Source organism: Xanthobacter sp. AM11 (assembly GCF_047444035.1).
In the GTDB taxonomy this organism is placed as follows: domain Bacteria; phylum Pseudomonadota; class Alphaproteobacteria; order Rhizobiales; family Xanthobacteraceae; genus Xanthobacter.
Window position 1 is genome coordinate 1,145,171 of sequence record NZ_JBLAOA010000001.1, and the last position, 25,890, is coordinate 1,171,060.

Below are 25,890 nucleotides of genomic sequence, written 5' to 3' on the forward strand. Positions count from 1 at the left end.
GCGCGCAGCCGGGTAAAACGCACAACATGGCACAAGGCCATGTGCACAAGAAAAAGGCCCGGAAACTGCCGGGCCTTTACATTCAGACAGTGATTGTGACTGATCTAGATCAAGCCGAGAGCGTCTTGACCCGGGCGGCGAGGCGGGAAACCTTCCGCGAAGCCGTGTTCTTGTGCAGCACGCCCTTGGTGACGGCGCGCATGATCTCGGGCTCCGCCGCCTTGAAGGCCGCCGAAGCTGCCGTGGCGTCGCCGGAGGCCAGGGCGTCTTCCAGCTTGCGCAGGTAGGTGCGCACGCGAGAGCGGCGGGACCGGTTCACTTCGGTGCGACGCGCGATCTTGCGCACCGCCTTTTTGGCGGAAGGCGTATTGGCCATCGGCCATCCTTGCTTGGTTTGCGTACTGCGGATCACAGCCCTGCGGCCGGTCCCAGCTGCGCATGAATGGGTGAACAAGCCGGCGGCATAAGCTGCCAGCGAAGTGCCGGGCTTATAGTGGCGCAGCGCCGCCGCGTCAATACATCCCTTCGCGCGGGCTCCGCTCCGGGGCGCCGGGGGAGTGCCACTGGGCCGGTCGCAGCCCCCCGCCCGCGACGCTTGCGCGCCACGAGGACGCTTTACGGATCGGGGCGCCATCGCGTATGTGCAGGCCACACTCTATATAGGGTCGAGGGCCGGCGCGGGTACCGGCGAGGCGGGGGTTCGGCATGAGCGAAGTGACGGTGACCGATCGTCCGGTGAACGACAGCCTGGTAACGGTGTTCGGCGGCTCCGGCTTCGTCGGGCGCCATGTGGTGCGCGCGCTGGCCATGCGCGGCTATCGCGTCCGCGTGGCGGTGCGCCGGCCCGAGCTGGCCGGCTTCCTCCAGCCCCTGGGCTTCGTCGGCCAGATCCAGCTCAGCCAGGCCAATGTGCGCTATCCCGACAGCGTCGTCCGCGCGGTGGACGGCGCCGAGGCGGTGGTGAACCTCGTGGGCGTGCTCGCCGAGAGCGGGCGCCAGGGCTTCGATGCGGTCCATGTCTTCGGCGCCCGCACCATCGCCGCCGCCGCCGCCGCGGAAGGCGCGCCGCTGGTGCACCTGTCGGCCATCGGCGCCGACGTGAAGGCCGCGGCCGCCTATGCCCGCAGCAAGGGCGAGGGCGAAGCCGCGGTGCGTGCCGCCGTGCCGGATGCGGTCATCTTCCGCCCCTCCATCGTGTTCGGCCCCGAGGACGATTTCTTCAACCGCTTCGCCGCCATGGCGCGCCTGTCGCCGGTCCTGCCGCTGATCGGCGGCGGCGCCACCCGGTTCGAGCCGGTGTTCGTCGGCGACGTGGCCGCCGCCGTGCTCAAGGCGGTGGACGGCAAGGCGCGCGCGGGCACCACCTATGAGCTGGGCGGGCCGGAGGTGCGCACCTTCCGCGAGCTGATGGAACTGATGCTGCGCGAGATCTGCGCCCATCGCCTGCTGGTGGACCTGCCGTTCGGCCTCGCCGACCTCATGGCCCGCCTCACCCAGTGGGCGCCCGGCGCGCCGCTGACCCGCGACCAAGTGGCCATGCTGCGCACCGACAACGTGGTGTCGGACGCCGCCAAGGCGGAACGCCGCACCCTGGCGGGGCTCGATCTCACCCCCTCGTCCCTGTCGGCGGTGCTGCCCACCTATCTCTGGCGCTTCCGCAAGGCGGGCCAGTTCACCCGCGTGGAGACGTGAGCGGGGCCGGTTGCCCCGCCTTCCCGAATTCCGGCCGGCCGCGGGGCACGCGGCGGCCGCAGGGTGCGATGCCATGACCACCGACGCCGCGACCGCCAACGTCAGGACCGCCGCGGACAGGCGCATCGAGGTCAAGATCTGCGGCCTGAGGACCGCCGACGCCCTCGAAGCGGCCCTTGAGGCCGGGGCCGATCTGGTGGGCTTCGTGCATTTTCCCCGCAGCCCCCGCCACCTCGCCCTCGCCGACGCGCCGGCCCTGGTCGCCCGCGCCGCCGGCCGGGCGCAGAAGGTGGCCCTGCTGGTGGACCCGGACGACGCGCTCATCGCCGCCGTGATCGCCGCCTTCGCCCCCGACATCCTCCAGCTGCACGGCGCCGAGCCGCCGGACCGCATCGCCGCGGTGCGCGCGCGCTTCGGCCTGCCGGTGATGAAGGCCATTGCCGTGGCGCGGCGGGAGGACCTTGCCCCGCTGCCGGCCTATGCCGCGGTGGCGGACCGCATCCTGTTCGACGCCAAGCCGGACCCCGGCGCCCTGCTGCCCGGCGGCAACGGGCGGGCGTTCGACTGGAGCCTGGTGGCCGGCCTTGACGTGGGCCGCCCGGTCATGCTTTCCGGTGGCCTGGATGCCGGCAATGTGTCGCAGGCCCTCGCCGCGGTCCGGGTGGACGGGGTGGACGTATCCTCAGGGGTGGAGGATGCGCCGGGCGTGAAGTCGCCGGCGAAGATCCGCACCTTCATCGCGGCGGTCCGCGCCGCCGCCCCGCCTGCGGGCCCCGCCGCCCTCTCACCGAAAGTCCGCGTGCCGTGACCGTTCCCAATTCCTTCCGCACCGGCCCCGACGAGCGGGGCCATTTCGGCATCCATGGCGGGCGCTTCGTCGCCGAGACGCTGATGCCGCTGATCCTGGAGCTGGAGCGGGCCTATGAGGCGGCCAAGGCGGACCCTGCCTATCACGCCGAAATGGCCGGCTACCTCGCCCATTATGTGGGCCGCCCCTCGCCGCTCTATTTCGCCGAGCGCCTCACCGCGCACCTGGGCGGCGCCAAGGTGTATCTGAAGCGCGAGGAGCTGAACCACACCGGCTCCCACAAGGTGAACAACGTGCTCGGCCAGATCATGCTGGCCCGCCGCATGGGCAAGGAGCGCATCATCGCCGAGACCGGCGCCGGCCAGCATGGCGTGGCCACGGCCACCCTGTGCGCCCGCTTCGGCCTGAAGTGCGTGGTCTACATGGGCGCGGTGGATGTGGAGCGGCAGGCGCCCAACGTGTTCCGCATGAAGATGCTGGGCGCGGACGTGGTGCCGGTGCAGTCCGGCTCGCGCACCCTGAAGGACGCCATGAACGAGGCGCTGCGCGACTGGGTGACCAACGTTTCCGACACCTTCTACTGCATCGGCACGGTGGCGGGGCCGCACCCCTACCCGGCGATGGTGCGCGACTTCCAGTCCATCATCGGCCGCGAGACCCGCGAGCAGCTGATGGAGATGGAGGGCCGCCTGCCGGACAGCCTCATCGCCTGCGTCGGCGGCGGTTCCAACGCCATGGGCCTGTTCCATCCGTTCCTGGACGATGCCTCCGTCGCCATCTACGGCGTGGAGGCGGCGGGCCGCGGCCTCGACACGCACGAGCATGCCGCCTCCATCGCCGGCGGTCGCCCCGGCGTGCTGCACGGCAACCGCACCTATCTCCTGATGGACGACGACGGCCAGATCACCGAGGCCCATTCCATCTCCGCCGGGCTCGATTACCCCGGCATCGGGCCGGAGCATTCCTGGCTCAACGACATCGGCCGCGCCACCTACCTCTCCTGCACCGACCAGGAGGCCCTGGATGCCTTCCAGCTCCTGTCCAAGCTGGAAGGCATCATCCCGGCGCTGGAATCGGCCCATGCCATCGCCAAGGTGATCGAGCTTGCGCCCAGGCTTCCGGCCGATCATCTCATGGTGGTCAATCTTTCCGGCCGCGGGGACAAGGATGTCCCGCAGGTGGCCGAGATTCTGGGGACGAGACTATGAAGCCCATCGCCACCGTTCTCGCCGGCCTCCTCCTGCTCGCCGCCGTGCCCGCGGTTGCGGACCCGGCCACGCTGCAGCTGACCCCGGGCAAGATCTTCACCGATGCGGCCGGCGCCTATGTTTCGGTCGCGGTGAAGAACAGCGGCCCGGCGACAGTGGCGGAGGTCTATGTGAGCTGCGAATTCTTCGCCGGCAACCGCTCCCTGGGCAAGGCCTCCACCACGGTCTTCTCCATCGTGAGCGGGGTCACCGGCACCGATCAGGTGCGCCTGCTGGGCGGCACCGGCGCCACCCGCGCCAGCTGCGCCATCACCGGCCAGAAATAGGGCATTCCGGCCGCCACCGGCCGGCCCGCTTTTCCCTCCCATCCAGGCAGCCCCATGACCACCCGCATCGCCGACCGCTTCGCCGCGCTGAAACAGGAAGGCCGCCCGGGCCTCGTCACCTTCGTGACCGCGGGCGACCCGGACGGGGAAACCTCCCTCGCCATCCTGAAGGCGCTGCCCGGGGCCGGCGCGGACGTGATCGAGCTGGGCATCCCCTTCACCGATCCCATGGCCGACGGACCCGCCATCCAGGCGGCCGGCCTGCGCGCGCTGAAGGGCGGGCAGACCCTGGCCAAAACCCTCGCCATGGTGCGGATCTTCCGCGCCGAGGACGACGCCACCCCGGTGGTGCTCATGGGCTATTTCAACCCCATCTACGTCTATGGCGTGGAGCGCTTCCTGGCCGATGCCCGGGCGGCCGGGGTGGACGGCCTCATCGTGGTGGACCTGCCGCCCGAGGAGGACGAGGAACTGTGCCTGCCGGCGCTGGCGGCGGGCATTGATTTCATCCGCCTCGCCACCCCCACCACCGACGACCGGCGCCTGCCGGCGGTGCTGAAGCACACGGCGGGCTTCGTCTATTACGTCTCCATCACCGGCATCACCGGCTCGGCCACGCCGGATGCGGGCGCGGTGGCGGCGGCGGTGGCGCGCATCAAGGGGCACACCGACCTGCCGGTGGCCGTGGGCTTCGGGGTGAAGACCCCGGAGCAGGCCGCGGCCATCGCCGCCGGCGCCGATGCGGTGGTGGTGGGCTCCGCCCTGGTGGAGGTGGTGCGCCGGACCCTGGATGCGCAGGGCAACGCCACCGCCAACACCGTGGCCGGCGTCGAGGCGCTGGCAAGCGAGCTGGCGGAGGCGGTGCGCGCCGTGCGGCGCTGACGCCTGAAGGCCGCGCAGCGGCGCCCGGCGGATGCCCGCAACCCGTGAAACCGCGGCATTTGCGGCGCAATGGGCCGGGCAAATGGGCGCGCGGTGCCGATTGCCGCACTTTCGCCGCGACCTCCTTGGCATTACATGGAGGCGCGCCGGTGTGCGCTGCAGCGCCGCCGTCTGCCGTCCGGAGATGATCCCGTGAACTGGATTTCCAACGTCGTCCGCCCGAAGATCCGCGATTTCCTGGCGCGCCGCGAGGTTCCCGAAAATCTCTGGGTGAAGTGCCCGGAGACCGGGCAGATGGTGTTTCACAAGGATCTTGAGGCGAACCTCTACGTCATTCCCGCCTCCGGCTACCACATGCGCATGGACGCGGTGCAGCGGCTGAAGGCAACCTTCGACGACGGCGCCTATGAGGAGGTGCCCCTTCCCGAGGTCGCCACCGACCCGCTGAAGTTCCGCGACGAGCGCCGCTACATCGACCGCCTGAAGGACGCCCGCACCAAGACCGGCTACCAGGACGCGGTGAAGGTGGCCACCGGCCTGCTGGAAGAGCTGCCCGTCACCGTCGCGGTGCAGGATTTCGGCTTCATGGGCGGCTCGCTCGGCATGGCGGCCGGCGAGGCGGTGGTGAAGGGGCTGCAGACCGCGGCGGAGAAGGGCACGCCCTTCATCATGTTCGCCGCCTCCGGCGGGGCGCGCATGCAGGAGGGCATCCTCTCCCTCATGCAGATGCCGCGCACCACCGCCGCCATCCAGGAATTGCGCGAGGCGAAGAAGCCCTACATCGTGGTGCTCACCAATCCCACCACCGGCGGGGTGACGGCCTCCTACGCCATGCTGGGGGACGTGCAGATCTCCGAGCCCGGCGCCCTCATCGGCTTCGCCGGCCCGCGGGTGATCGAGCAGACCATCCGCGAGAAGCTGCCGGACGGCTTCCAGCGCGCCGAATATCTGCGCGAGCACGGCATGATCGACATGGTGGTGCACCGCCACCAGATGCGCGAGACGCTGGGCCGCCTGTGCCGCCTGCTGGTGAAGGCGCCCGCTCTGCCGCCCAAGGGGCGGCTGCCCCGCCCGCAGCCGGCCGAACCCGCCGCCGCCTGATACCTGCGCCGCCCCCGGGCGGCCCCGACCGGGCGCGGCCGTGGCCCGCGCGGCGCCCGCAGCCGAGATGACCATGGCCCTGCCCCAGCCCGCCCGCGCCCCCGACGAGGTTCTCGCCCGGCTCGCCGCGCTCCATCCGAAGAAGATCGACCTGTCCCTGTCGCGCATGGAGCGGCTGCTGGAGGCCCTCGGCCACCCGGAGCGGCACCTGCCGCCGGTGATCCATGTGGCCGGCACCAACGGCAAGGGCTCCACCGTGGCCTTCATGCGCGCCATGCTGGAGGCGGCGGGGCGCTCGGTGCATGTCTATACCTCCCCCCATCTGGTGCGCTTCAACGAGCGCATCCGCCTGGGGCGGCCGGGCGGCGGCGCCCTGGTGTCGGACCTCGCCCTTGCCGATGCGCTGGACCGGGTGGAGGCCGCCAATGCGGGCGCGCCCGTCACCTTCTTCGAGATCACCACGGCGGCGGCCTTCCTGCTGTTCCGCGAGCAGCCGGCCGACGTGCTGCTGCTGGAGGTGGGCCTGGGCGGCCGGCTCGACGCCACCAATGTGGTGGACCAGCCGCTGGCCAGCGTCATCACCCCCGTGTCCATCGACCATGTGGATTTCCTCGGCGCCACGGTGGAGGCCATCGCCGCGGAGAAGGCCGGCATCATCAAGCCGCGCGTGCCGGTGGTGGTGGGCGCGCAGCTGCCCGAGGTGCTCGGCGTGATCGAGCGGGCGGCGGCGCGCCGGCTGGCCCCGGTGTTCGCGCGCGGCCAGCACTGGAACGTGCAGGAGGAGGCGGGGCGCCTCGTCTATGCCGACGAGGACGGCCTTTTGGACCTGCCGCGGCCGCGCCTCGTGGGGCCGCACCAGATCGACAATGCCGGACTTGCGGTGGCGACCCTGCGCGCCCTGCGCCTTCCCGCCGCGTTCGAGGCGGGCATCCTGCGGGCGGACTGGCCGGCGCGGCTGCAGCGCCTGCCGGCGGGGCCTCTGCTCGCCCGTGCGCCCGCGGGCGCCGAGGTGTGGCTGGACGGCGGCCACAATGCCGCCGGCGGCGCGGCCCTCGCCCATGCCCTGTGCGAGCTGGAAGAGCGCTATTCGCGCCCGCTGGTGCTTATTCTCGGCATGCTCGGCACCAAGGACGTGGCGGGCTTCCTGTCGCCCTTCGCCGGTCTGGTGCGGGAGGCGGTGGCGGTGCCGGTGCCCGGCGCCCATGCCGGGCTGCGGCCCGAGGAGGTTGCGGCGGCGGCGGCCGGGCTCGGCATCACCGCCCGCCTCGCCCGCGACGTGGGCGAGGCGCTGCAGTCGATCGCCCGCACGGACGCATCCGGCAGCGTGGCGGCGCCGCCACGTGTGCTCATCGCCGGCTCGCTCTATCTGGCCGGCGCTGTGCTGGCGGCCAACGGCGCGGACCTGACCTGAGGGGCCTATTCCAGGCCCTTGATATGCCCGATGAACGGCAATTGCCGGCAGGCATGGGCCACGTCCATGCCATAGCCCACCACGAACAGGTCGGGGCAGGGGAAGCCGACGAAATCGGCGTCGATGTGCACGGCCCGCTTGCCCGGCTTCTCCAGCAGCACGCACACCAGCACCCGGCGGGCGCCGCGGGCCATCAGCAGGTCCTTGGCGAAGGCGAGGGTGCGGCCGGATTCCAGGATGTCGTCGATCAGCAGCACGTCGCGGTCGCGCACGTCGCTTTCCACATCCTTCAGGATCTCCACCTGCCCCGAGGAGATGGTGGCCTCCCGGTAGGACGACAGGTGCATGAACTCCACTTCCGGGGAGAGGTTCGACGCATGCATGGCCCGCAGCAGATCGGCGGCGAAGATGAAGGACCCCTTCAGCACGGCGACGGCAAGGAGGCGCTCGGGCGCCAGAGCGGCGATCTCGGCGGCCAGGGCGCGGTTGCGGGCGGCGATCTGGTTCTCGTCGAAGAGAACGGCAATGTTCGGCAGGGGCATGGTTCCTCGTCGCAAGGGCGCGAGCATGAACGTTCAGGCGGTGCGCGTCCATAGCGCCCTTGTGCGGTCCGCGATGTGACAGCCGCTCCCCCCCATTCCAAGCGTGTTCCCCGCGGCCCGCCCACCGCGCCTTCGCCGCCGCGCGGGGCGGTTACGGCCCGGCGCGCTTGGTTTATGTTGAAGCGGCGCGGCTTTGCGCGATTCGGGCGAGGGTGGGGCGTTGGTCCGGTTCGAAAATGTGGGCCTGAGGTACGGGATGGGTCCCGAAGTGCTGAAGGACGTGTCCTTCGGCATCGAGCCCAATTCGTTCCAGTTCCTCACCGGACCCTCCGGCGCCGGCAAGACCACCTTGATGCGCCTGCTCTTCTTGTCGCTGAAGCCGACCCGCGGGCTCATCACCCTGTTCGGGCGCGACGTGTCCTCCCTCGACCCCGACGAAGTGGCGGTGCTGCGCCGGCGCATCGGCATCGTGTTCCAGGATTTCCGCCTCCTGGACCACCTCACCACCTATGAGAACGTGGCGCTGCCCCTGCGGGTGCTGGGCAAGGAAGAAGCCAGCTACCGCGCGGAGGTGAGCGAGCTGCTGCAGTGGGTGGGGCTGGGCGAGCGCATGCATGTGCTGCCGCCGGTGCTCTCCGGCGGCGAGAAGCAGCGCGCCGCCATCGCCCGCGCCCTCATCGGCCGGCCGGAATTCCTTTTGGCGGACGAGCCCACCGGCAATGTGGACCCCACGCTGGCGCGGCGGCTGCTGCGCCTGTTCATCGAGCTCAACAAATCGGGCACGTCGGTGCTGCTGGCCACCCATGACATCGCGCTCATGGACCAGTACGACGCCCGCCGCCTCGTGATCGCGGACGGTCGCCTCTATGTCTACGACTGACCCCACCGGCCACATCCCCCCGTCCGCCCCCGTCCCCGGGGGCACGGCGCATGCCGCGAAGGAGGCCGCCGGCAAGGGCGCGGGGAAGGAGGCCGGCAAGACCTCCGGCAAGGGCGCGGCCAAGGGCGCGGGGAAGGCGGCCGGCAAGGCGCGGGCGCAGGGTTCCATCGTGCCGTCCGCCACCATCGCCGGGCGGGCGCTGGTGGCGGTGGTGGCCATCATGACCTTCCTTGCCGCCATCACCATCGGCACTGCCCTTGCCGTGCGCACCACCGCCAGCCAGTGGCGCAGCGACGTGACCCGGGAGGTCACCATCCAGATCCGCGCCGGCGACGCCCAGGCCACCGACGCCCAGGTGCAGGCCGCGGCCGACATCGCCCGCCGCACTCCCGGCATTGCCGACGCCCATGTGCTGACCCCCGAGGAGACGGCGCGGCTGCTGGAGCCCTGGCTCGGCTCGGGCCTCGACCTCGGCGACCTGCCGGTGCCGCGCGTGGTGGTGCTGCGCCTCGACGGCAGCGGCACCGCGGACCTCGCCCGGCTGAAGCGCACCCTGACCGACAAGATCCCCACCGCCACCCTGGACGACCACCGCAGCTGGTCGCGCCGGCTGGTGGCGGTGACCGATGCGGTGATGCTCATCGGCATCGTGCTGGTGGGGCTGGTGGGGCTCGCCACCATCCTCTCGGTGGTGTTCGCCACCCGCGCGGCGGTGGCCACCAACCGCTCCGTGGTGGAGGTGCTGCATTTCGTCGGTGCCCGGGACGGCTTCATCGCCGCCCAGTTCCAGCGGCATTTCCTCAAGATCGGCACCCAGGGCGGGCTGATCGGCGGGCTTGCGGCGACGGCGGTGTTCGGGGCGGTGGCGGCCCTGCCGCAGTTCGGCCTTGGCGGCGACCCGGAGCTTCCCACCGTGCTCGGCTGGCTCCATCCCGGCGTGTGGGGCTTCCTCGGCATCGCGCTGGCGGTGGTGGTGGTGGCGCTGGCCACCGCGCTCACCTCGCGCCTGACGGTTTACCGGACGTTGAGGACGATTCAATGAAAGCCGCGCCGGGCCGGTGCGGCCGGCGGCGTCCTCGCCCCTGCCGCATTCCGCCGCCAAAGTCGCCAGCATGACCATGTCGAACACCGGGCGAAGAGCGGTGCGGCACCAGGAGGCTGCGTCGGGGGGCAAGGGCACGGACGGGGGCGTCCGGCGCCGCGTCCTGCTGCGGCGGCTGCTCATCGCCGCCATTCTCCTGGCCGGCGGCGGGGCGGTGGCCGCGGCCGCCGGCTTCCTCGCCTTCACCACCCAGATCGCCGCCCGCGAGCCCGGAGCCGTGCGCCCGGCCGATGCCATCGTGGTGCTCACCGGCGGCCCCTCCCGCATCGAGGATGCGGTGGGCCTGCTGGCGGACGGGCGGGGCGGGCGCCTGCTCATCAGCGGCGTCAACCCGTCCACCACCACCGACGAATTCCGCCGCGCGCTGCCGGGAAGCCTCCACCTGCTGAGCTGCTGCATCGACCTCGGCCACAAGGCGCTCAACACCCGCGGCAATGCGCTGGAGGTGGCGGAATGGGCCCGCAGCCGGCGCTTCCGCTCCCTGGTGGTGGTGACATCCGCCTGGCACATGCCGCGGGCCATGATGGAGCTGGGCCGCGCCCTGCCGGAGGTGGAGCTCGTATCCTACCCGGTGGTGACCACGCAGATGCGGGCCGAGCGCTGGTGGCGCGATCCCGCCGCGGTGCGGCTGCTGCTGAAGGAATATTTGAAGTACATCATGGCCACGGTGAAATTCCGCCCGGCCCAGGCCGTGGCAGGGGCGGTGGCGGAATTGCCGGACCCGGCGCGCAAGGGCCCCGCCCATGCCCGCGCGCCCTGATCCGGCCCCGGCAGGCCGGCGCGGGCCATGGAGAGTGCGGTGACGGTGCTGCGTTCGATTGCGTTCCAGATCGCCTTCTACCTGGCGACAACCCTTTATCTTCTCGCCTTCCTGCCGCTGCTGCCGCTGCTGCCGCGGCGCACCTTGTGGCGGCTGGGGGTGTTGTCGTGGGTGCGCACGAATGTCTTTCTGCTGCGGGTGCTGGTGGGCACGCGGGCGGAATTCCGCGGCGTAGAGAACATCCCGGACGGTCCGCTGCTCATCGCCGCCAAGCACCAGTCCGCGTGGGAAACCTTCGCTTTGCTGCCGCTGTTCGCCGATCCCGCCTTCATCCTGAAGCGCGAGCTGATGCATATTCCTGTCTTCGGCTGGTTCGCCGCCAAGGCGCGGATGATCCCGGTGGACCGCAAGGGCGGCTCCTCCGCCATGCGGGCCATGACCCGCCGGGCCATTGCCGACATCGGCGAGGGCCGGCAGATCCTGATCTTTCCCGAGGGCACGCGGCGCCCCGCCGGGGCCGCGCCGGACTACAAGTTCGGCGTCGCCCACCTCTATTCCAGCCTGGGGGCGCCGTGCCTGCCCATCGCCCTCAATTCCGGCCTCTATTGGCCGCGCCGGTCGCTGCGGCGGCGGGCCGGGACCATCCTGGTGGAGATCCTGCCGCCGATCCCGCCCGGGCTCGGCCGCGCCGCCTTCATGGCCCGCCTGTCCGGCGACATCGAGACCGCCAGCGACCGGCTGCTGGAGGAGGGGCTCGCCAGCCTCGGCGACGATGCCCCGCCGGAGCTGCGGGGGCGGGCGGCCGCGCCGGTGCGGTCCCCGTTGTCCACACCTGTGGAAAACTCTTGATCGGGGCGCGGCTATCGTTCTAGTTTCGTTCTCATGAACGTGACTGATTCGCTCCTGATTCCTCTTTTCGATGCCGGCAGCCTCACCGGGCTCAGGCACGGCGGGCTGGGTGCGCGTTACCGCTTCTGGCGGGATGAAGACGGCGCGCGCCATGTGTTTTCGGTCTATCCGGCCGACGCGGCTCCCGAATATCCCGACGCCATCGCGGTGGTGACCCGCCGGACTCCGGCCGGCCCCATCGCCATGTGGGCCGGCCCCACGGGGGAGGCGGCCCGCGCCGCCGCCGCACGCCTCAACGGGGAAGATATCCACATCCATGTGCTCGGGGACGAGCCCGCCCCGGCCCTGCGCCGCCTGCTGGTGCGCAGCGCCACGCGGCGGGAGCCCCGGCCCGAGGAGGGGCGCGCCGCTGCCCCGTGCGAAATGCCCCGCGGCTTCGGCCGCCGCCACGCCGCGTGAGGGGGGCTCCGGGAAGACGATGGGGCCGGGGGATGGGTCAGATCGGCCCGCTTCCGTCATCCGGCGCCGTCTCCGGCACCGGATGGGCGGGCACGAGGTGGCGGGCGATGAAGGCGAGGGCCGGATCGCTGAGGCCGAGATGCTCCAGCGCCGCCACCGTGGCCAGCACATAGTCCGCATTCGGCCCCGATTTGCCGTGGGAGCGCCGCACCAGGTGCAGCTGGTCCTCCAGCGACAGGCCCCGGGCATATTGCGGGTGGGCGCGGTTCACCAGATAGGCCACCGCGGCGGTGTCGCGCCCCGACCCGTCCATCAGCCGGATGCGCCGGTCCACCTCGCGGTAGACGCCGGAAATCTGCTCCCGCGCGGTGAGGTAGGCGTGGGTTTCGGGCCAGTCGGCCGCCGCCACGCGATAGGCGATGCCGCGGCACGAGCCGCCCAGATCAAGCCCCAGCACCAGGCCCGGCGCCTCCGGCGTGCCGCGGTGATGGAAGGAATAGACGCACAGCGTCCGATGGGCCCCCACGAGCCGCGCCTCGCAGCGCTCGGCGAAGGCGAAGCCCGGATTCCACATGAGCGAGCCGTAGGCGAACACCCACACGTCGCCCGCCGCCTGCCGGCCCGGCGCCCCCGCGCCCCCGGCCTTCTCCTGCGTGGCGCCATCATCGACCATGGCCGGCGTAACGCTCCCCGGCGTTGACAGATACACGTTCCCGTCGCCTAACAGCAGCGAAGGACCGCCGCAAGCGGGCCGCACCGCCAAGGACGCGCATGACCGCCGAAGAGACCCCCGACAGCAGCCCCCGGCCCGCCGGCGCCGGCTCCACCCGCGCCAAGCCCTGGCTGGTGATCATTCCCCTCGCCATCGTGGTGGTCCTTGCGGCGGGCTGGACCGGGCTGTGGTTCTTCGCCGCCAATCGCGCCGAGCGCGAGATCGACGCCTGGATTGGCCGCGAGGCCGCGTTCGGCCGGGCCTGGAGCTGTGGCGAACGCCGCCTGGCCGGCTTCCCCTTCCGCTTCGAGCTGCGCTGCCGGAAGCCGACGCTGGAAACCCGCGGCGGCGATCCCCTGCGCTTCACCGCCGTGACGGCGCAGGTGGTGGCGCAGGTGTGGGCGCCCAACCATATCGTGGCCGAATTCACCGGCCCCGCGCGGGTGGAGGACCTCGCCACCGGCGAGGCCTATGCGGCCAATTGGAAGCTGCTGCAGATGAGCGGCATCGGCGACCTGTCCGGGCGGCCGGAACGCTTCTCCCTTCATGTGAACGAGCCGCGCCTGGAATCGGCCGGGGCCGGCGGCCAGCCCCTGCTCTCGGCCCGCACCTTCGAGTTCCATGCGCGCCGCCGGCCCGCCACCCAGGCCGCGCCCGACGACGTGGACTACGCCTCCGGCCTCACCGCCGGCGAAAGCGCCCTGGCCACGGCGCTCGGCCTCAACGGCCCGGTGGACATGACCCTGCAGGGCACCATCACCGCTTCGGCAGACCTGCGGCCCATGCCGGTGCAGCAGCGGCTGAAGGCGTGGGCGGCGGCGGGCGGGGTGGCGCGGCTGGACCGCTTCGTCGTCTCCTCCCCGCGGGTGGTGATGACCGCGGCCGGCGCCGTCGCCCTGGACCCGCAGGCGCGGCTCAACGGCAAGCTCGACCTCGGCTTCTCCGGCCTCAACGAGCTGGTGAAGGGGCTGGACCGCAACGGGGTGATCCCGCGGGAGGTGGCCCCCATCGTCTCCGCCCTCGCCATGGTGGGCAAGCCGGGTGAGGTGGAGGGCCGCAAGGGCGTGACCTTCGCCCTGAGCTTCGATGCCGGCACCCTCAAGCTCGCCGGCTTTCCCGTGGGCCTCGTGCCGCCGGTGTTCTGAATGCACGGGCGGGGACCATTTCCCCGCCGGCGGTGCGCCGCTCCATTCGCGCAGGAACGCGCTGGCCACCGGGCAAATGGAATCAATTTGCTCGGATCGCGCTCCAGCAGCGCCCTCCCTCTTGCGTTCAGAACACCCGTTCGCCTTCAACCGCCACATGGCGCACCACCGGGGTGCCCTCCACCATGCGGAAGCGCAGCAGGTCCGCCCGCAGGCCCGGCGCCAGCCGGCCGCGATCCTCCAGCCCCGCCATGGCCGCCGGCCGGCGGGTGACAAGGGCCATGGCGTCCGGCAGCGTCAGCGCGCCGCTGGTGTGAAGCCGTGCGGCCGCCTGCAGCAGGCTGGCCGGCACATAATCGGAGGCGAGGGCATCCACCAGCCCCGCCGCGGCCAGCGCGCCCATGGCCACGCCGCCGGAATGGGAGCCGCCGCGCACCACGTTGGGGGCGCCGCCGATGGTGGCAAGCCCGGCCTGGCGCGCCGCCTGCGCCGCCTCGCGGGTGGTGGGAAACTCGCTCACCGTGCAGCCGGCGCCGCGGGCAAGCTCCACATGCTCGGGGGTGGTGTCGTCGTGGCTGGCGCGCACCAGCCCCGCCTGCGCCAGCATCTGCGCCAGCGGCGCGAAGTTGCGCTCCACATTGGCGCGTCCGCGCGCGGTGCGCTCCGCGATCTCCCGCTCGGCTTCCGCCGCCTCCTTGCCGATGCCGAGGAGGAAGGCGCGCAGCACCTCCACATTGCGCCACTGGCGGGCGCCCGGCGTGTGGTCCATGAGCGAGGCGAAGGCGAGGGTGGAGCGCGACAAAGCCGGCTCCACCAGGGTGAGGAGGTCCGGGTCGGTCATCTCGCAGCGCAGGTGGATGCGGTGGTCGGCGCGGAACAGGCCGGCGCCGGCCTCCACCGCATCCAGCATCACCTGGAACAGCTCGCGCCGCTCGGCCTTGGCCTGGTCGAAGCCGCCGGCGCAGATGGCGTCGAACACGGTGGTGATGCCGCTGGCCACCGTCTGGCCGTCATGGGCGAGGGCCGCGGCCCTTGCGTCCGGCCAGAACACCTTGGGGCGCGGCACGAAATGGCCTTCCAGCGCATCGGTATGCAGATCGACGATGCCGGGGGCGAGAAAGTCGCCCTCGCAGTCGATGGCGGACGGCGCATGGACCCGTCCCGGCTCCGCCGCGGCGATGCGCCCCTGCCGCACCACCAGCGTGCCGTCCGTTACGGTATCGTCAAGGACGAGGCGGGCATTGGTGAAGACGGTTTCCATCGAAGCTCCGGGGCAGAGGAAGGCGGGTTGCCTTGCACCGAACCGTGACGCGGTGGTGACACCCCGTCAGGATGGCGGCACCGGCGGCGGGATCACCCGGTAGAGCTGGAACCGCTCTCCCTCGAACACCAGCTTCAGGCGGTCGTCGTCGGGGTTGGGCGCGCCGCGCTCGGTGAACAGCACATAGACGTAATCGAAGTGCTTCGGCCAGAGGTCCCAATAGCGCGGGCCGTCGGGGGTGGGCTCCTCCTCGGTGAGGAGCAATTGCTCGATCTGCGGCGGGTTGCCGTCCTCGGTGTCCGCATGGTCGCGATAGGGCGCGTTCACCCGCAGGATCTGCTTGCCCTTCACGGTGAAGGCGGTGGTGACGAGGGAGGATTTCTCGATCATGGCGAGGCAGGCCGCGTGCATCAGGCCGAGGTCCTGCGGATCGGCGCCGCCCTGGATGTCCGCATAGGCCACCAGGATGCGCGAGCCGCGGCGGATGTCCCCCACCGACTGGCCGAAGGCCGCCGTCCATTGGGTGAGGCGGTTCCACACCACCTGCACTTCGCCCACCCGCACCGCCAGCATCACCAGCAGCACCACGGCGAAGCCGCGCCGGGCGAGGCGGTGGCGCAGGTCCACCCGCATGGCCGCCAGCACCATGAAGGCGATGGCCACCGGCAGGCGCTGGTCCGCCATATAGGTGGCGAACACCACCCGTGGCATGGCGAGATAGACCGCGCCCGCCACCAGCAGCAGCGGCAGCATCAGGGAATGCACCTGCAGCAGCCGGTGGCGCGCCGCCCATAGGCCGGCCCCCACCACCACCGCGGTAAGGGCGATGGCCACATGGTCGAAATAGACGTTGGCGACCATCTCCAGGCCGTCGATCTTGCCCTGCGGCTCCCAGATGTTCTGGCCCGACAGGCCCCAGGTGGGGCTCGCCATCAGCAGCGGCACCACGGGCAGGAACGGCAGCCCCGCCGCCATGAAGGCGGCAAGGCGCGGGCCGAGGGGCGCCCCGCGGGCGCGGCGCAGGCGGTCGATCTCGAAGGCGAGCAGCCCCACCCCATAGACCCCCGCGGCGAACAGGTGGCAGAAGAACAGGGCCACCACGAAGCCGGCCGAGACCAGGAAGCGCCAGGGCCACGCCGCCTCGCGCAGGAAGCTCCAGGCGGCGAGGGCGAACAGGGCAAGGCCGATCCCGAAATAATAATTCATCACCCCGATGAGGAAGATGCCGTTGTACAGCAGCGGGAACGCCAGCAGCGGCAGCGCCGACCACACGCCGAACAGGGCGCGGTTGAGGGTGAGGGTGCCGCCGGCGATGAGGGCGAAGCACAGGAGCGTGTAGATCTCCCCCGCCGTGTAGACGTCCGTCACCCGGTCGATGACCGGCACCACCAGGTCCATCATCAGGTTCGGCAGGATGGACCAGTCGAGGTGATAGAAGCGGGCGAGGTCCGCATCGTGGGGCAGTGCCGCGATCACCTGCATCCGCGCCAGGTGGTTCACATAATCGGACAGGGGCGGGATCGGGTGGCTGACGATGGGCACCGCCACCAGCGTGAAGCACAGAATGAACAGGAGGGCGATGGTCCCCGGCGGCAGGTCGTGGGGGCGGCGCGCGGGCGGGGGCGCATGGTGCGGGGAATGGAGCGTCATGGTCCGTGTGCTGTGTCTGGCGGGGAGCTGGAGGCGGCGGGGCGCGCCCGATCGCGGCGCTGATGGCACCTTGAATGTGGTGGCAGGACGCCGCGCGCGGCGGCTTTCGATCACCTTTCCGCGACCTTGAAAAGTGTGCCGCAGGGGAAGACACGCGCATCCGCACCCATCCGCCAGCCCTTTGCCGGAGCGCAGGAAACCGCTAGAACGGCGCCGCCCCCCGGCCGCGGCGGCCGCGGATGACGAGCGAGCGCTGCATGAACGAGCCCAATCCCACCCCCGTTTCGGAAGCCCGGCTGCAGGCGGAAGTGCTGGCGAAGGCGCTGCCCCACATGCAGCTTTATGACGACGCCATCGTGGTGGTGAAATATGGCGGCCACGCCATGGGCAGCGAGGACGTGGCGCGCAACTTCGCCCAGGACATCGTGCTGCTGGAGCAGGCCGGCGTGAACCCGGTGGTGGTGCACGGCGGCGGGCCGCAGATCGGCGCCATGCTGGCCAAGCTCGGCATCAAGTCCGAATTCGCCGCGGGCTTGCGCATCACCGACAAGGCGACGGTGGAAATCGTGGAGATGGTGCTGGCCGGCTCCATCAACAAGCAGATCGTCGGCTTCATCAACGAGGCCGGCGGCAAGGCCATCGGCCTGTGCGGCAAGGACGGGAACATGGTGCGCGCGCGGAAGGCCAACCGCGTGGTGGTGGACCCGGACAGCAAGATCGAGCAGGTGGTGGACCTCGGCTTCGTCGGCGAGCCCGACGAGGTGGACACCATGGTTTTGGACCAGATCCTCGGCCGCGAGCTTATTCCGGTGCTGGCGCCGGTGGCCGCGGCGGTGGATGGCGGCACCTACAATGTGAATGCGGATACCTTCGCCGGCGCCATCGCCGGGGCGCTGGGGGCCAAGCGCCTTTTGCTGCTCACCGACGTGCCGGGCGTGCTGGACAAGGACAAGGCGCTCATCCCCCGCCTCACCATCGCCGAGGCGCGGGCGCTGATTGCCGACGGCACCATTTCCGGCGGCATGATCCCCAAGGTGGAGACCTGCATCTATGCCCTTGAAAAAGGCGTGGAAGGCGTGGTCATCCTCGACGGCAAGGTGCCCCATGCGGTGCTGCTGGAGCTGCTCACCGACCATGGCGCGGGTACGCTGATCACCCGCTGAAGCTCAGGTCCGCCTCCTCGGGCACGCCATCGGCGCCCCGCCCGAGGGGGCGCTGCATGAGTACCGTGTCGATCCACCGGCCGAACTTCAGGCCAGTGGCTTCCAGCAGGCCCGCCGGCTGGAAGCCGCAGGCGCGGTGCAGGCCGATGGAGCCGGCATTGGCGCTGTCGCCGATCACCGCCACCATCTGGCGGAAGCCTGCCGCCTCGCATTGCACGAGCAGCGCTTCCAGCAGCGCCCGGCCCACGCCCCGCCCCTGCGCGGCGGGGGCCACATAGATGGAATTCTCCACCGTGTGGCGATAGGCGATGCGCGGGCGGAAGGCGCTGGCATAGGCATAGCCCAGCACCGCGCCATCCTCTTCCATGACCAGATAGGGGTAGCCGCCCTCGGTGATGGCGGCGTGGCGCCGCGCCATCTCCGCCGCGCCCGGCGGCGTCACCTCGAAGGAGGCGGTTCCGGTGCGCACCGCCTCGTCATAGATGGCGGCGATGGCGGGGATGTCGGCGGGGGTGGCGGGTCGGATCGGCATGAAGGCGTTCTACGGCAGGACGGCCCGGGCTGGAAAGGGCGGGTGATGCGTCCGGCCCCGCCACCGCGCCGGCCGGCGCCGCCGTCGGGAGGCGCCGGCCAAAAGGAAAGGCCCCGGCTTGCGCCGGGGCCCCGAATGCGTGTGCCCTGTGCGTGGGCCGATGAAGGCCGGCCGCGTCAGTCGTTGCTGCGGTTGCCGAACAGCTGGAGCAGCATCATGAACAGGTTGATGAAGTCCAGGTAGAGGGTCAGCGCGCCCATGATGGCCTTCTTGCCCATCACGGCCACGTCGTCGGCGGCGAAGTACATTTCCTTGATGCGCTGGGTGTCGTAGGCGGTGAGGCCCGCAAACACCAGGACGCCGACCACGGAGACGATGAACTGCAGCATCGTCGAGCCGAGGAAGATGTTCACCAGCGAGGCGATGACGATGCCGATCAGGCCCATCATCAGGAAGGTGCCCATGCCGCTGAGGTCCTTCTGCGTGGTGTAGCCGTAGAGGCTCAGCGCGCCGAAGGAAGCCGCGGTAATGAAGAACACCCGGACGATGCTCTCGTGGGTGTACACGAGGAAGATCGTGGAGAGCGACACGCCCATGATGGCCGCGAACACCCAGAACGTGGTCTGCGCCGCCGTGACGCTCATGCGCTCGACGCGGAAGCTCAGGAAGAACACGGCCGCCAGCGGGGCCAGCATCACCACCCACTTCAGCGGGCTCACGAACAGGGCATAGCCGAACTGGGTCAGCATGATGCCGCCGCGCACCTGGCCGGCCGCCTGGCTCGGGTCGGTGGTCACGGACAGAAGATACACACCGAGCGCGGCCGCGCCGGTGATGGCGAGACCAAGCGCCATGTAATTGTAGACGCTGAGCATATATGCCCGCAGTCCCTGGTCGATCGCGGCCTGCGAGCGTGCCACCGACGGATTAAAACGCCCGGCGACGTTGCGATCATAATCGGACATCGTCGATCCCCTTCGAGAAAATCGTGACCGCAGCCCCAGCGTTCGTCCGCCAAGCCTGCCGTCCGACGTCAATATGGTGGGTTCGCAGTAGCCGGGCAAGACGAAGCCGGATGAAATTTACGCAAGGTCACTTAACGTCAGGGGCGACCCGCCGCACGCTCCCGCGTATGATTGCAACCGGGCCGGGGCGGGATGAATGGGCACGGCAGGCAGGCACAAAGCGGGCGCGGTTCGCGCGCCCGGCAGGCACAGGCGTGGCGCGCATCGCGGGCCGGTCGCGGGGGTGGCGTTTGCCGCCGCGCTGGCCGGTGCGCCCGCCATGGCCCATGCCGGCGCCTGGACGCTGGAGAGCGGCGCCGGGCAGGTCATCCTGCAGGGCTCGGCCGCCCATTCCGACCGCGAGTTCGGCCCCTCCTCGACGCTCTATGACAGCCGGCCCTACGACAAGGTGGAAGTGACGCTGGTGTTCGAATACGGGGCGACCGATTGGCTCACCCTCATCGTGGCGCCGCAATTCCTGGCCGTGGACCTGGGCGCGCCGGGACCGGCCTCCTATGCGGGGCCGGGCTATACGGATGCCGGGGCGCGGGTGCGCCTGCTGGCCGCCGGCGATGCGGTGGTCTCGGCGCAAGTGGTGGGCCGTTTTCCGGGAACCGGAAGCTCCCAGAGCGCTGCCGCCGTGGGCTATGAGGATGCGGAGCTGGACCTGCGGCTTCTGGCCGGCTGCGCCTTCACCCTGTTCGGCAAGGCCGCTTTCCTAGACCTGCAGGCCGCCCAGCGGCTGCGCTTCGGCGATCCGCCCGACGAGTTCCACTTCGACGCCACCCTGGGCGTGCGCGTGGCCGAGCGCTGGCAGGTGCTGCTGCAATCCTTCAACGTGGTGTCGGAAGGGGCGGGGGAGGGGCCGTATTTCGGCGTCTCCTACGAATATTACAAGGCGCAGCTGGCCGCCGCCTACGACTGGAGCGCGGCCCTCACCGTCCAGCTCGCCGTGGTGGGCACCTGGTTCGCCCGCAACGCCCCGCAGGAAAACGGCGTGGTGCTGAGCGCCCAATACCGGTTCTGAGCGCGCAGGCCCCGCCCGCCTTCATTCAATAACGGGCGGGTGAAACCCTGCTCTAGAGCGCGATCCGCTCAAATTGACTCAATTTGATCGGTGAATCGCCCTCTCACTTAAGGATAGAGAACGTTTTGCCGATCAGCTTGCGGTGCAAGCTGATCGGCGCGCGCTCTAAACCTCGCGCAGCAGCCGGCGGCCGATCTCGCCGATGCCCACGAGGCCCGGGGTGGCGTGCGTCACCACATGGATGGGCACCAGCGACAGGCGGTCGTGATAGGGCGGGTGCTCCTCGAAGGCGGCGCGGAAGGGGCTGTCGGCGAACAGGTGCGCCATGGCCCGGCCGATGCCGCCGCCCACATAGACGCCGCCCTTGGCGTCGAAAGCGAGGGCGAGGTCGCCCAGCACCCGGCCGAGGATGCGCAGGAACACCAGGCAGCTTTCCTTTTCCTGCATCTGGCCGTTCAGCGCCGCCTTGATGATGGCGTGGGACGAAAGCTGTTCCCCCGAAAGGATGCGGTGCAGGCGCACCAGCCCCGGGCCGGAGAGCACATGTTCCACGCACACCGGCCCCAGGTCACGCACCAGATGGGCCACGATGCGGGCCTCGTCGGTGGTCACGGCGCCAAGCCGCATGTGCCCGGCCTCGCTCGCGATCACCTCGCAGCCGCCGTCCCGCGGCAGGATGAGGGCCGTGCCCAGCCCGGTGCCGGGGCCGCACAGCAGCATGGGCGCGCCGGCCACCGCCCGGCCGGTGCCCACCTCCATCAGGTCGTCGCGGGTGAGCAGGGGCAGGCCGTGGGCGAAGGCGGCGAAGTCGTTCAGCACCTCCAGCCGCCGCAGGCCGAGGTCGCCGGCCAGCTGCTGCACGGAGAAGCGCCAGTCGCGGTTGGTCAGCCGCACCACGTCACCGTCGATGGGGCCGGCGACGGCCAGCGCCGCGCAGCACGGCGCCTCGCCGGAGAGGGAGGCGAGGTAGGTGCGGAGCAGTTCTTCCAGCGAGCCATAGGAATCATTGGCTTCGAGCCGGGTATCGAAGGGGGTTCCGTCCGCGCCTGCGCGCGCCACCCGCGTCGTGGTGCCGCCGATGTCCGCAAGCAATACCGTAGGGGCCATGAGCAATCCGCATGGAAGGGAGCGCAAACTAGTGCGCCAAGTGGGGCACGGACGCAAGCGCCCGCCCCGGCTCAAGCCGCCGGGCGCCGGTCCGGTTCCCCCGCCTTATCCTGTCGCCGCCCGCCGGGCCCGCAGCGCCGTCCACAGGGGCAGGGCGAACACCAGGAGGGTGAGCACCCCGAGCCCCGCCGCGATGGGCCGCTCGAAGAAGGCGAGGAGGTTGCCGTCCGACTTGATCATGGAGGTGACGAAGCTCTCCTCCAGCATCTTGCCCAGCACGATGCCCAGCACGCACGGGGCGATGGGGATGTCGTGCTCCTCCATGAGGAAGCCCAGCACCCCGAACACCAGCATCAGCACCACGCCGTAGGTGGAATTGTTCACCGCATAGGCGCCGACGATGCAGAACAGGAGGATGAGCGGGATGAGGATGGCGCGGGGAAAGCGCAGCAGCACCGTGCCCGCCTTCAGCGCCGCAAGGCCGAGGGGGATCATGGCGATATTCGCCAGGATGAAGATGGTGAAGACGGCGTAGATGGATTCCGGGTTGTTGAGGAACAGGGTCGGCCCCGGATTGAGGCCCTTCAGATAGAGCACGCCGATGACGATGGCGGTGATGCTGTCGCCGGGAATGCCGAACACCAGCGCCGGCACCCAGGCCCCCGCCAGCGCCGCATTGTTGGAGGAGGTGCTCTCGATGATGCCTTCCACGTGGCCGGTGCCGAACTTCTCCGGGGTCTTGGAGAATTTCCGGCTCATGGCGTAGGACACCCAGGCGGCGATGTCCGCCCCCGCCCCCGGCAGGATGCCGATGGCGGTACCGGTGATGTTGCCGCGGATCTGCTGCGGCCAGTATTTCACCACGAGCCGGCCCCAGCCCTTCAGCGGGTTGCCCAGGGCGGTCTGCTTCACGTTCCAGTCGCGCGCGCCGGACGCCATGGTGCGCAGCACCTCCGACATGGCGAACAGGCCGATCATGGCGGGGATGAAGTCGATGCCGCCCAGAAGGTTGGAATTGCCGAAGGTGAAGCGCGGCACCCCGCCGGGATTGTCGATGCCGATCTGCGCCACGAACAGGCCGAGGAACAGGGACACCAGCCCCTTCACCGGCGAGCCGGCGCCGATGAAGATGGCGCAGGCCAGGCCCAGCAGCGCCAGCCAGAAATATTCGAACGAGGAGAAGCCCAGCGCCACCTCCGCCAGCAGCGGGGCGGCGATGATGAGAATGAGGGTGCCGAACAGCCCGCCCAGGGCCGAGAACAGCACGTTGGCGCCCAGCGCCACCTCCGCCTCGCCCTTGCGGGTCATGGCGTAGCATTCCTCGGAATAGGCGGCGGAAGCCGGCGTGCCCGGCATGCGCATGAGGGTGGCGGGGATGTCGCCGGCGAAGATGGCCATGGCCGAGCAGGCGATCATGGCACCCACCGCCGGGATGGGGTCCATGAAGAAGGTGACGGGCACCAGCAAGGCGATGGCCATGGTGGCGGTGAGGCCGGGAATGGCGCCCACCACTAGGCCGAAGGCGGCGGAGATGACGATGGTGATGATCACGTCCCAGCGCATCACCATCTCGATGCCGGTGGCGATGGCGTTCATGGCAGCAGGCTCTCCACGAGGCCGCGCGGCAGCGGCACGCGCAGCAGGAGGTTGAAGGAGAAGTAGATGATGAGTGCCGCGCCCACGGCCACCGGCACCGCCACGGCGGGCCGCACCCGCACCACGGAGAACAGGCCGAAAAGCACCAGCGTGGCGGTGGGCACGAAGCCGATCAGCGGGGCGAGCACCATGTAGGCGATCACCAGCGCGATGGTGGCGACGGCGCGAAAGGGGGCGCCGGGCTCGCGCACCCAGGTGGCCGCGGCCAGCGGGAACGGTCCGGCCCGGATGGCGCCGACGCTGAGGATGAAGCCGCAGGCGGCCAGCCCCGCCGCGGTGAGGACGGGGAAGACGTCGGCGCCGTACTTCTGGCCGGGGATCGGCGGCAGCGTGGAGGCGGCGGCGAACAGCAGGGCTGCCCCGGCGATGAGGACGAGGCCGAGGATAAGGTCGCTGAAGCGCATGATGCGGTTCCGGCGGTTCGGGAGAGGGGAGGGCGCCGCGGCCGGCGCCCGGCAGGGCCGTCCGCCGGCGCCCGCTCCGGCGTCCGGCGGGGGCAGCGGGCCGCGGCTACTTGGCGAGCCCGGTTTCCTTCATCACCTGCCCGAGGGCGGAATCCGCCGTGGCCATGAAGGCGGCGAAGCCGGGGCCGTCGGCATAGCGCCCGCCGAAGCCGCGGCTGGCAAGGAAGTCCTGGTATTCCTTGCTGTCATAGACCTTCTTCAGGGCCGCCTGCAGCTTGTCGGAGACCGCCTTGTCGATGCCCTTGGGGGCGGCGATGCCGCGCCAGGCGCCGATGGTCCAGGCGCTGCCCGCCGCCTCCTTCAGGGTGGGGATGTTGGGCATGAGCCTGGACCGCTCGGTGCTCATGATGGCGAGGCTCTTCACCCGGCCGGCGTCGATGAGCGAGCGGGCCTCGGGCAGGGAGCAGGTGACCAGCTGCACGCCGCCGGCCATGAGGTCCTGCAGGCCGGGGGCCGCGCCGTTGGAGGGCACCCACGGCACGCTGGCCGGGCTCACCTTCAGCGACGAGAGCATGCCGGCGAGGGCCAGATGCCAGATGCCGCCCTGGCCGGTGCCGGACGCCTTGAACTTGCCGGGGTTGGCCTTGATGTCGGCGATGAGGTCGTCGAGCGTCTTGTACGGGGCGTCGGCCCGCACCTGCACGCCGGCGGGGTCCTCGTTCATCAGGGCGAGGGGGGTGTAGGAGGTGCCGGAGAGCTGGGTCAGGCCCTGCCAGTGCATCATGGCGATCTCCACCGTGATGATGCCGATGGTGTAGCCGTCCGGCGTGGCGTCGGCGATGGCCTGGTGGCCGACGACCCCCTGTCCGCCGGTGCGGTTCACCACCGCCACCGGCTGGCCGAGATCCTTCTCCATGAGCGATGCGACGATGCGCGCCACCGCATCCGTGCCGCCACCGGCGCCCCACGGGACGATGAGGGTGATGGGCCGGTCGGGGTAGGCGGCTTTCGCCGCGGTGGCGGAAAGGGTGGGGGCAACGAGGATGGATGCAGCGAGGGCGAGCCCCGCAAGCATAAGCCGGCGCATTGTTTCACTCCCTGTCGTTCGAGCTTTTATCGCTGGAATCTAATCGTTTTGAATGACTGTATGGTACCGTCAGCGACGGGTCAATGCCGCCGGGCCGTGCTTGCGACGAGGTGGCGCCCGGGCGTCACCTGCCGTAAGGTGGCCGTGAAAATGCACGCGCCGGCATCCGAGGGGGGGGTGGCAGGCGGGCGGCTTCGACGTACATATTCGAGACGACCCGGAGCAGCGGGCCCCGGCCGGATGCGGCAGGCGCTGCGCCGGAACCGGAAGCGGCAACAGGGTGCGGCGGTGTGGCCGGGTGCATCCGAAAGGCATGGCGAAGCGCAGTGCTCGACATCTACACGATCATCTTCCTGGCCCTGGCGGTCTTCATCTTCGTGCGGCTGCGCAGCGTGCTGGGGCAGCGCACCGGGCGCGAGCGTCCGCCCTACGATCCCTATTCCCGCGATACGGCGCGGCCGCCGCAGCCGGCCTCGGACAAGGTGGTGAGCCTGCCGGAGCGCGCCGCCCCGGTGCCGGGCCCGGCGATCCCCGATGCGGACGAGGCGCCCCCTGCCTTCCGCTGGGAGAGCGTGACGCAGGAGGGCACCGCGGTCGCCGCCGCCCTCGACGAGATCGCGCGCATCGAGCCGGATTTCGACGCCGGGCACTTCCTCGCCGGCGCCCGTTCCGCCTACGAGGAGATCGTCAAGGCATTCGCGGCCGGCGACCGGCGGATGCTGAAGGACCTCCTGGCCAAGGATGTCTATGACAGCTTCGTCGCTGCCATCGCCGAGCGTGAGAGCCGGCGCGAGACCATGGAATCGAATTTCGTCGCCATCGAGCGGGCGGACCTGCAGGACGTGACCGTGCGCACCCGCACCGCGCAGATCACGGTGCGGTTCGTGTCCAAGCTGATCTCCGTCACCCGCGGCGCCGATGGCGCGGTGGTGGACGGCAGCCCCGACACGGTGGCCGACGTGACCGACGTGTGGACCTTCGCCCGCGAGCTCGGCACGCGCGACCCCAATTGGAAGCTGGTGGCCACCGAAGCCGCGCAGTGAGGCTGAAGGTGGTGGCGCGCGGGGCTGCGGCAGGATCACGGCACGGAGGGCGCCACCGTCGGCGGCATCCGTGGCCCGG

Annotated in this window: 27 protein-coding genes; 16 read left to right on the top strand and 11 right to left on the bottom strand. The window is 70.6% G+C overall.

Annotation, left to right across the window (positions count from 1 at the left end; genetic code table 11):
- Positions 1-109 precede the first annotated feature (109 nt).
- Positions 110-376: a 30S ribosomal protein S20 gene (gene rpsT, locus ACI7BZ_RS05410; RefSeq protein ID WP_414116164.1), complete on the bottom strand. Its 267-nt coding sequence runs from the start codon at positions 374-376 to the stop codon at positions 110-112.
- Positions 377-705: 329 nt separating this feature from the next.
- Here rpsT and ACI7BZ_RS05415 point away from each other — a divergent pair, with 329 nt between their 5' ends.
- The 7 genes from ACI7BZ_RS05415 to ACI7BZ_RS05445 all read left to right on the top strand — a co-directional run bounded on the left by ACI7BZ_RS05415 (position 706) and on the right by ACI7BZ_RS05445 (position 7,428).
- Entirely contained in the window at positions 706-1,692 is a 987-nt protein-coding gene (locus ACI7BZ_RS05415) for a complex I NDUFA9 subunit family protein (protein ID WP_414116165.1), read from the top strand.
- 73 nt (positions 1,693-1,765) lie between these two features.
- Entirely contained in the window at positions 1,766-2,500 is a 735-nt protein-coding gene (locus ACI7BZ_RS05420; protein WP_414116166.1) for a phosphoribosylanthranilate isomerase, read from the top strand.
- Positions 2,497-3,708, top strand: coding sequence for a tryptophan synthase subunit beta (gene trpB, locus ACI7BZ_RS05425; protein ID WP_414116167.1), 1,212 nt, complete (start codon positions 2,497-2,499; stop codon positions 3,706-3,708). Before ACI7BZ_RS05420 ends, trpB begins: the two co-directional genes overlap by 4 nt.
- On the top strand, positions 3,705-4,034 hold the full coding sequence (locus tag ACI7BZ_RS05430; protein WP_414116168.1) for a hypothetical protein: 330 nt from the start codon (positions 3,705-3,707) through the stop codon (positions 4,032-4,034). Before trpB ends, ACI7BZ_RS05430 begins: the two co-directional genes overlap by 4 nt.
- Positions 4,035-4,088: 54 nt before the next feature.
- Complete coding sequence (gene trpA, locus ACI7BZ_RS05435) at positions 4,089-4,916, top strand: tryptophan synthase subunit alpha (protein WP_414116169.1); 828 nt, start codon at positions 4,089-4,091, stop codon at positions 4,914-4,916.
- 192 nt (positions 4,917-5,108) lie between these two features.
- Positions 5,109-6,017: an acetyl-CoA carboxylase, carboxyltransferase subunit beta gene (accD, locus tag ACI7BZ_RS05440; RefSeq protein WP_414116170.1), complete on the top strand. Its 909-nt coding sequence runs from the start codon at positions 5,109-5,111 to the stop codon at positions 6,015-6,017.
- A 67-nt stretch (positions 6,018-6,084) separates the two neighbouring features.
- Entirely contained in the window at positions 6,085-7,428 is a 1,344-nt protein-coding gene (locus ACI7BZ_RS05445; protein WP_414116171.1) for a bifunctional folylpolyglutamate synthase/dihydrofolate synthase, read from the top strand.
- Between the two features lie 5 nt (positions 7,429-7,433).
- Here ACI7BZ_RS05445 and hpt read toward each other — a convergent pair whose 3' ends face one another.
- Entirely contained in the window at positions 7,434-7,970 is a 537-nt protein-coding gene (hpt, locus tag ACI7BZ_RS05450) for a hypoxanthine phosphoribosyltransferase (RefSeq protein WP_414116172.1), read from the bottom strand.
- 220 nt (positions 7,971-8,190) lie between these two features.
- Between hpt and ftsE the strand changes: the two genes are divergently transcribed.
- From ftsE to ACI7BZ_RS05475, 5 genes are all read left to right on the top strand, one after another.
- Positions 8,191-8,850 carry a cell division ATP-binding protein FtsE gene (ftsE, locus tag ACI7BZ_RS05455; protein ID WP_414116173.1) on the top strand — a complete coding sequence of 220 codons (660 nt, stop codon included), beginning with the start codon at positions 8,191-8,193 and terminating at the stop codon, positions 8,848-8,850.
- Positions 8,837-9,892 (top strand): cell division protein FtsX, encoded by a 1,056-nt coding sequence (locus tag ACI7BZ_RS05460; RefSeq protein ID WP_414116175.1) that lies wholly within the window; start codon positions 8,837-8,839, stop codon positions 9,890-9,892. Before ftsE ends, ACI7BZ_RS05460 begins: the two co-directional genes overlap by 14 nt.
- 70 nt (positions 9,893-9,962) lie before the next feature.
- Positions 9,963-10,712, top strand: a complete 750-nt coding sequence (locus ACI7BZ_RS05465; RefSeq protein ID WP_414116176.1) for a YdcF family protein — start codon at positions 9,963-9,965, stop codon at positions 10,710-10,712.
- Between the two features lie 27 nt (positions 10,713-10,739).
- The gene (locus ACI7BZ_RS05470; protein WP_414116177.1) at positions 10,740-11,561 is read left to right on the top strand and encodes a lysophospholipid acyltransferase family protein; all 822 of its coding nucleotides are present in this window, start codon (positions 10,740-10,742) and stop codon (positions 11,559-11,561) included.
- A 33-nt stretch (positions 11,562-11,594) separates the two neighbouring features.
- Positions 11,595-12,020 (top strand): hypothetical protein, encoded by a 426-nt coding sequence (locus ACI7BZ_RS05475; RefSeq protein ID WP_414116178.1) that lies wholly within the window; start codon positions 11,595-11,597, stop codon positions 12,018-12,020.
- Positions 12,021-12,057: 37 nt separating this feature from the next.
- Here ACI7BZ_RS05475 and ACI7BZ_RS05480 read toward each other — a convergent pair whose 3' ends face one another.
- Positions 12,058-12,693 (bottom strand): gamma-glutamylcyclotransferase, encoded by a 636-nt coding sequence (locus ACI7BZ_RS05480; protein WP_414116179.1) that lies wholly within the window; start codon positions 12,691-12,693, stop codon positions 12,058-12,060.
- 98 nt (positions 12,694-12,791) lie between these two features.
- Here ACI7BZ_RS05480 and ACI7BZ_RS05485 point away from each other — a divergent pair, with 98 nt between their 5' ends.
- The gene (locus ACI7BZ_RS05485; protein WP_414116180.1) at positions 12,792-13,877 is read left to right on the top strand and encodes a DUF2125 domain-containing protein; all 1,086 of its coding nucleotides are present in this window, start codon (positions 12,792-12,794) and stop codon (positions 13,875-13,877) included.
- A gap of 127 nt (positions 13,878-14,004) precedes the next feature.
- On the opposite strand, the gene ACI7BZ_RS05490 is transcribed toward ACI7BZ_RS05485, so the two are convergent.
- Both ACI7BZ_RS05490 and ACI7BZ_RS05495 read right to left on the bottom strand, forming a co-directional pair.
- On the bottom strand, positions 14,005-15,138 hold the full coding sequence (locus ACI7BZ_RS05490; RefSeq protein ID WP_414116181.1) for an alpha-D-ribose 1-methylphosphonate 5-triphosphate diphosphatase: 1,134 nt from the start codon (positions 15,136-15,138) through the stop codon (positions 14,005-14,007).
- Between the two features lie 66 nt (positions 15,139-15,204).
- Positions 15,205-16,788: a hypothetical protein gene (locus tag ACI7BZ_RS05495; RefSeq protein WP_414116182.1), complete on the bottom strand. Its 1,584-nt coding sequence runs from the start codon at positions 16,786-16,788 to the stop codon at positions 15,205-15,207.
- A 257-nt stretch (positions 16,789-17,045) separates the two neighbouring features.
- Between ACI7BZ_RS05495 and argB the strand changes: the two genes are divergently transcribed.
- Positions 17,046-17,951, top strand: coding sequence for an acetylglutamate kinase (gene argB / locus ACI7BZ_RS05500; RefSeq protein WP_414116183.1), 906 nt, complete (start codon positions 17,046-17,048; stop codon positions 17,949-17,951).
- Here the strand turns inward: argB and ACI7BZ_RS05505 are convergent.
- Both ACI7BZ_RS05505 and ACI7BZ_RS05510 read right to left on the bottom strand, forming a co-directional pair.
- Positions 17,941-18,483 (bottom strand): GNAT family N-acetyltransferase, encoded by a 543-nt coding sequence (locus ACI7BZ_RS05505; RefSeq protein ID WP_414116184.1) that lies wholly within the window; start codon positions 18,481-18,483, stop codon positions 17,941-17,943. The genes argB and ACI7BZ_RS05505 overlap by 11 nt on opposite strands.
- A 176-nt stretch (positions 18,484-18,659) precedes the next feature.
- A complete protein-coding gene (locus tag ACI7BZ_RS05510) occupies positions 18,660-19,448 on the bottom strand; it encodes a Bax inhibitor-1/YccA family protein (RefSeq protein ID WP_414116185.1) in 789 nt (262 codons plus the stop codon).
- Positions 19,449-19,731: 283 nt separating this feature from the next.
- Here ACI7BZ_RS05510 and ACI7BZ_RS05515 point away from each other — a divergent pair, with 283 nt between their 5' ends.
- The gene (locus tag ACI7BZ_RS05515) at positions 19,732-20,514 is read left to right on the top strand and encodes a hypothetical protein (RefSeq protein WP_414116186.1); all 783 of its coding nucleotides are present in this window, start codon (positions 19,732-19,734) and stop codon (positions 20,512-20,514) included.
- A 165-nt stretch (positions 20,515-20,679) separates the two neighbouring features.
- On the opposite strand, the gene ACI7BZ_RS05520 is transcribed toward ACI7BZ_RS05515, so the two are convergent.
- The 4 genes from ACI7BZ_RS05520 to ACI7BZ_RS05535 all read right to left on the bottom strand — a co-directional run bounded on the left by ACI7BZ_RS05520 (position 20,680) and on the right by ACI7BZ_RS05535 (position 24,768).
- Positions 20,680-21,621 carry a glucokinase gene (locus ACI7BZ_RS05520; protein ID WP_414116187.1) on the bottom strand — a complete coding sequence of 314 codons (942 nt, stop codon included), beginning with the start codon at positions 21,619-21,621 and terminating at the stop codon, positions 20,680-20,682.
- 105 nt (positions 21,622-21,726) lie between these two features.
- The gene (locus tag ACI7BZ_RS05525; RefSeq protein WP_414116188.1) at positions 21,727-23,217 is read right to left on the bottom strand and encodes a tripartite tricarboxylate transporter permease; all 1,491 of its coding nucleotides are present in this window, start codon (positions 23,215-23,217) and stop codon (positions 21,727-21,729) included.
- Positions 23,214-23,681: a tripartite tricarboxylate transporter TctB family protein gene (locus ACI7BZ_RS05530; protein ID WP_414116189.1), complete on the bottom strand. Its 468-nt coding sequence runs from the start codon at positions 23,679-23,681 to the stop codon at positions 23,214-23,216. The genes ACI7BZ_RS05525 and ACI7BZ_RS05530 overlap by 4 nt, the downstream gene beginning before the upstream one ends.
- Before the next feature lie 106 nt (positions 23,682-23,787).
- The gene (locus ACI7BZ_RS05535) at positions 23,788-24,768 is read right to left on the bottom strand and encodes a tripartite tricarboxylate transporter substrate binding protein (RefSeq protein WP_414116190.1); all 981 of its coding nucleotides are present in this window, start codon (positions 24,766-24,768) and stop codon (positions 23,788-23,790) included.
- Positions 24,769-25,094: 326 nt separating this feature from the next.
- On the opposite strand from ACI7BZ_RS05535, the gene ACI7BZ_RS05540 reads away from it, so the two are divergent.
- Positions 25,095-25,811, top strand: coding sequence for a Tim44/TimA family putative adaptor protein (locus ACI7BZ_RS05540; protein WP_414116191.1), 717 nt, complete (start codon positions 25,095-25,097; stop codon positions 25,809-25,811).
- The last annotated feature ends 79 nt before the right edge of the window (positions 25,812-25,890 follow it).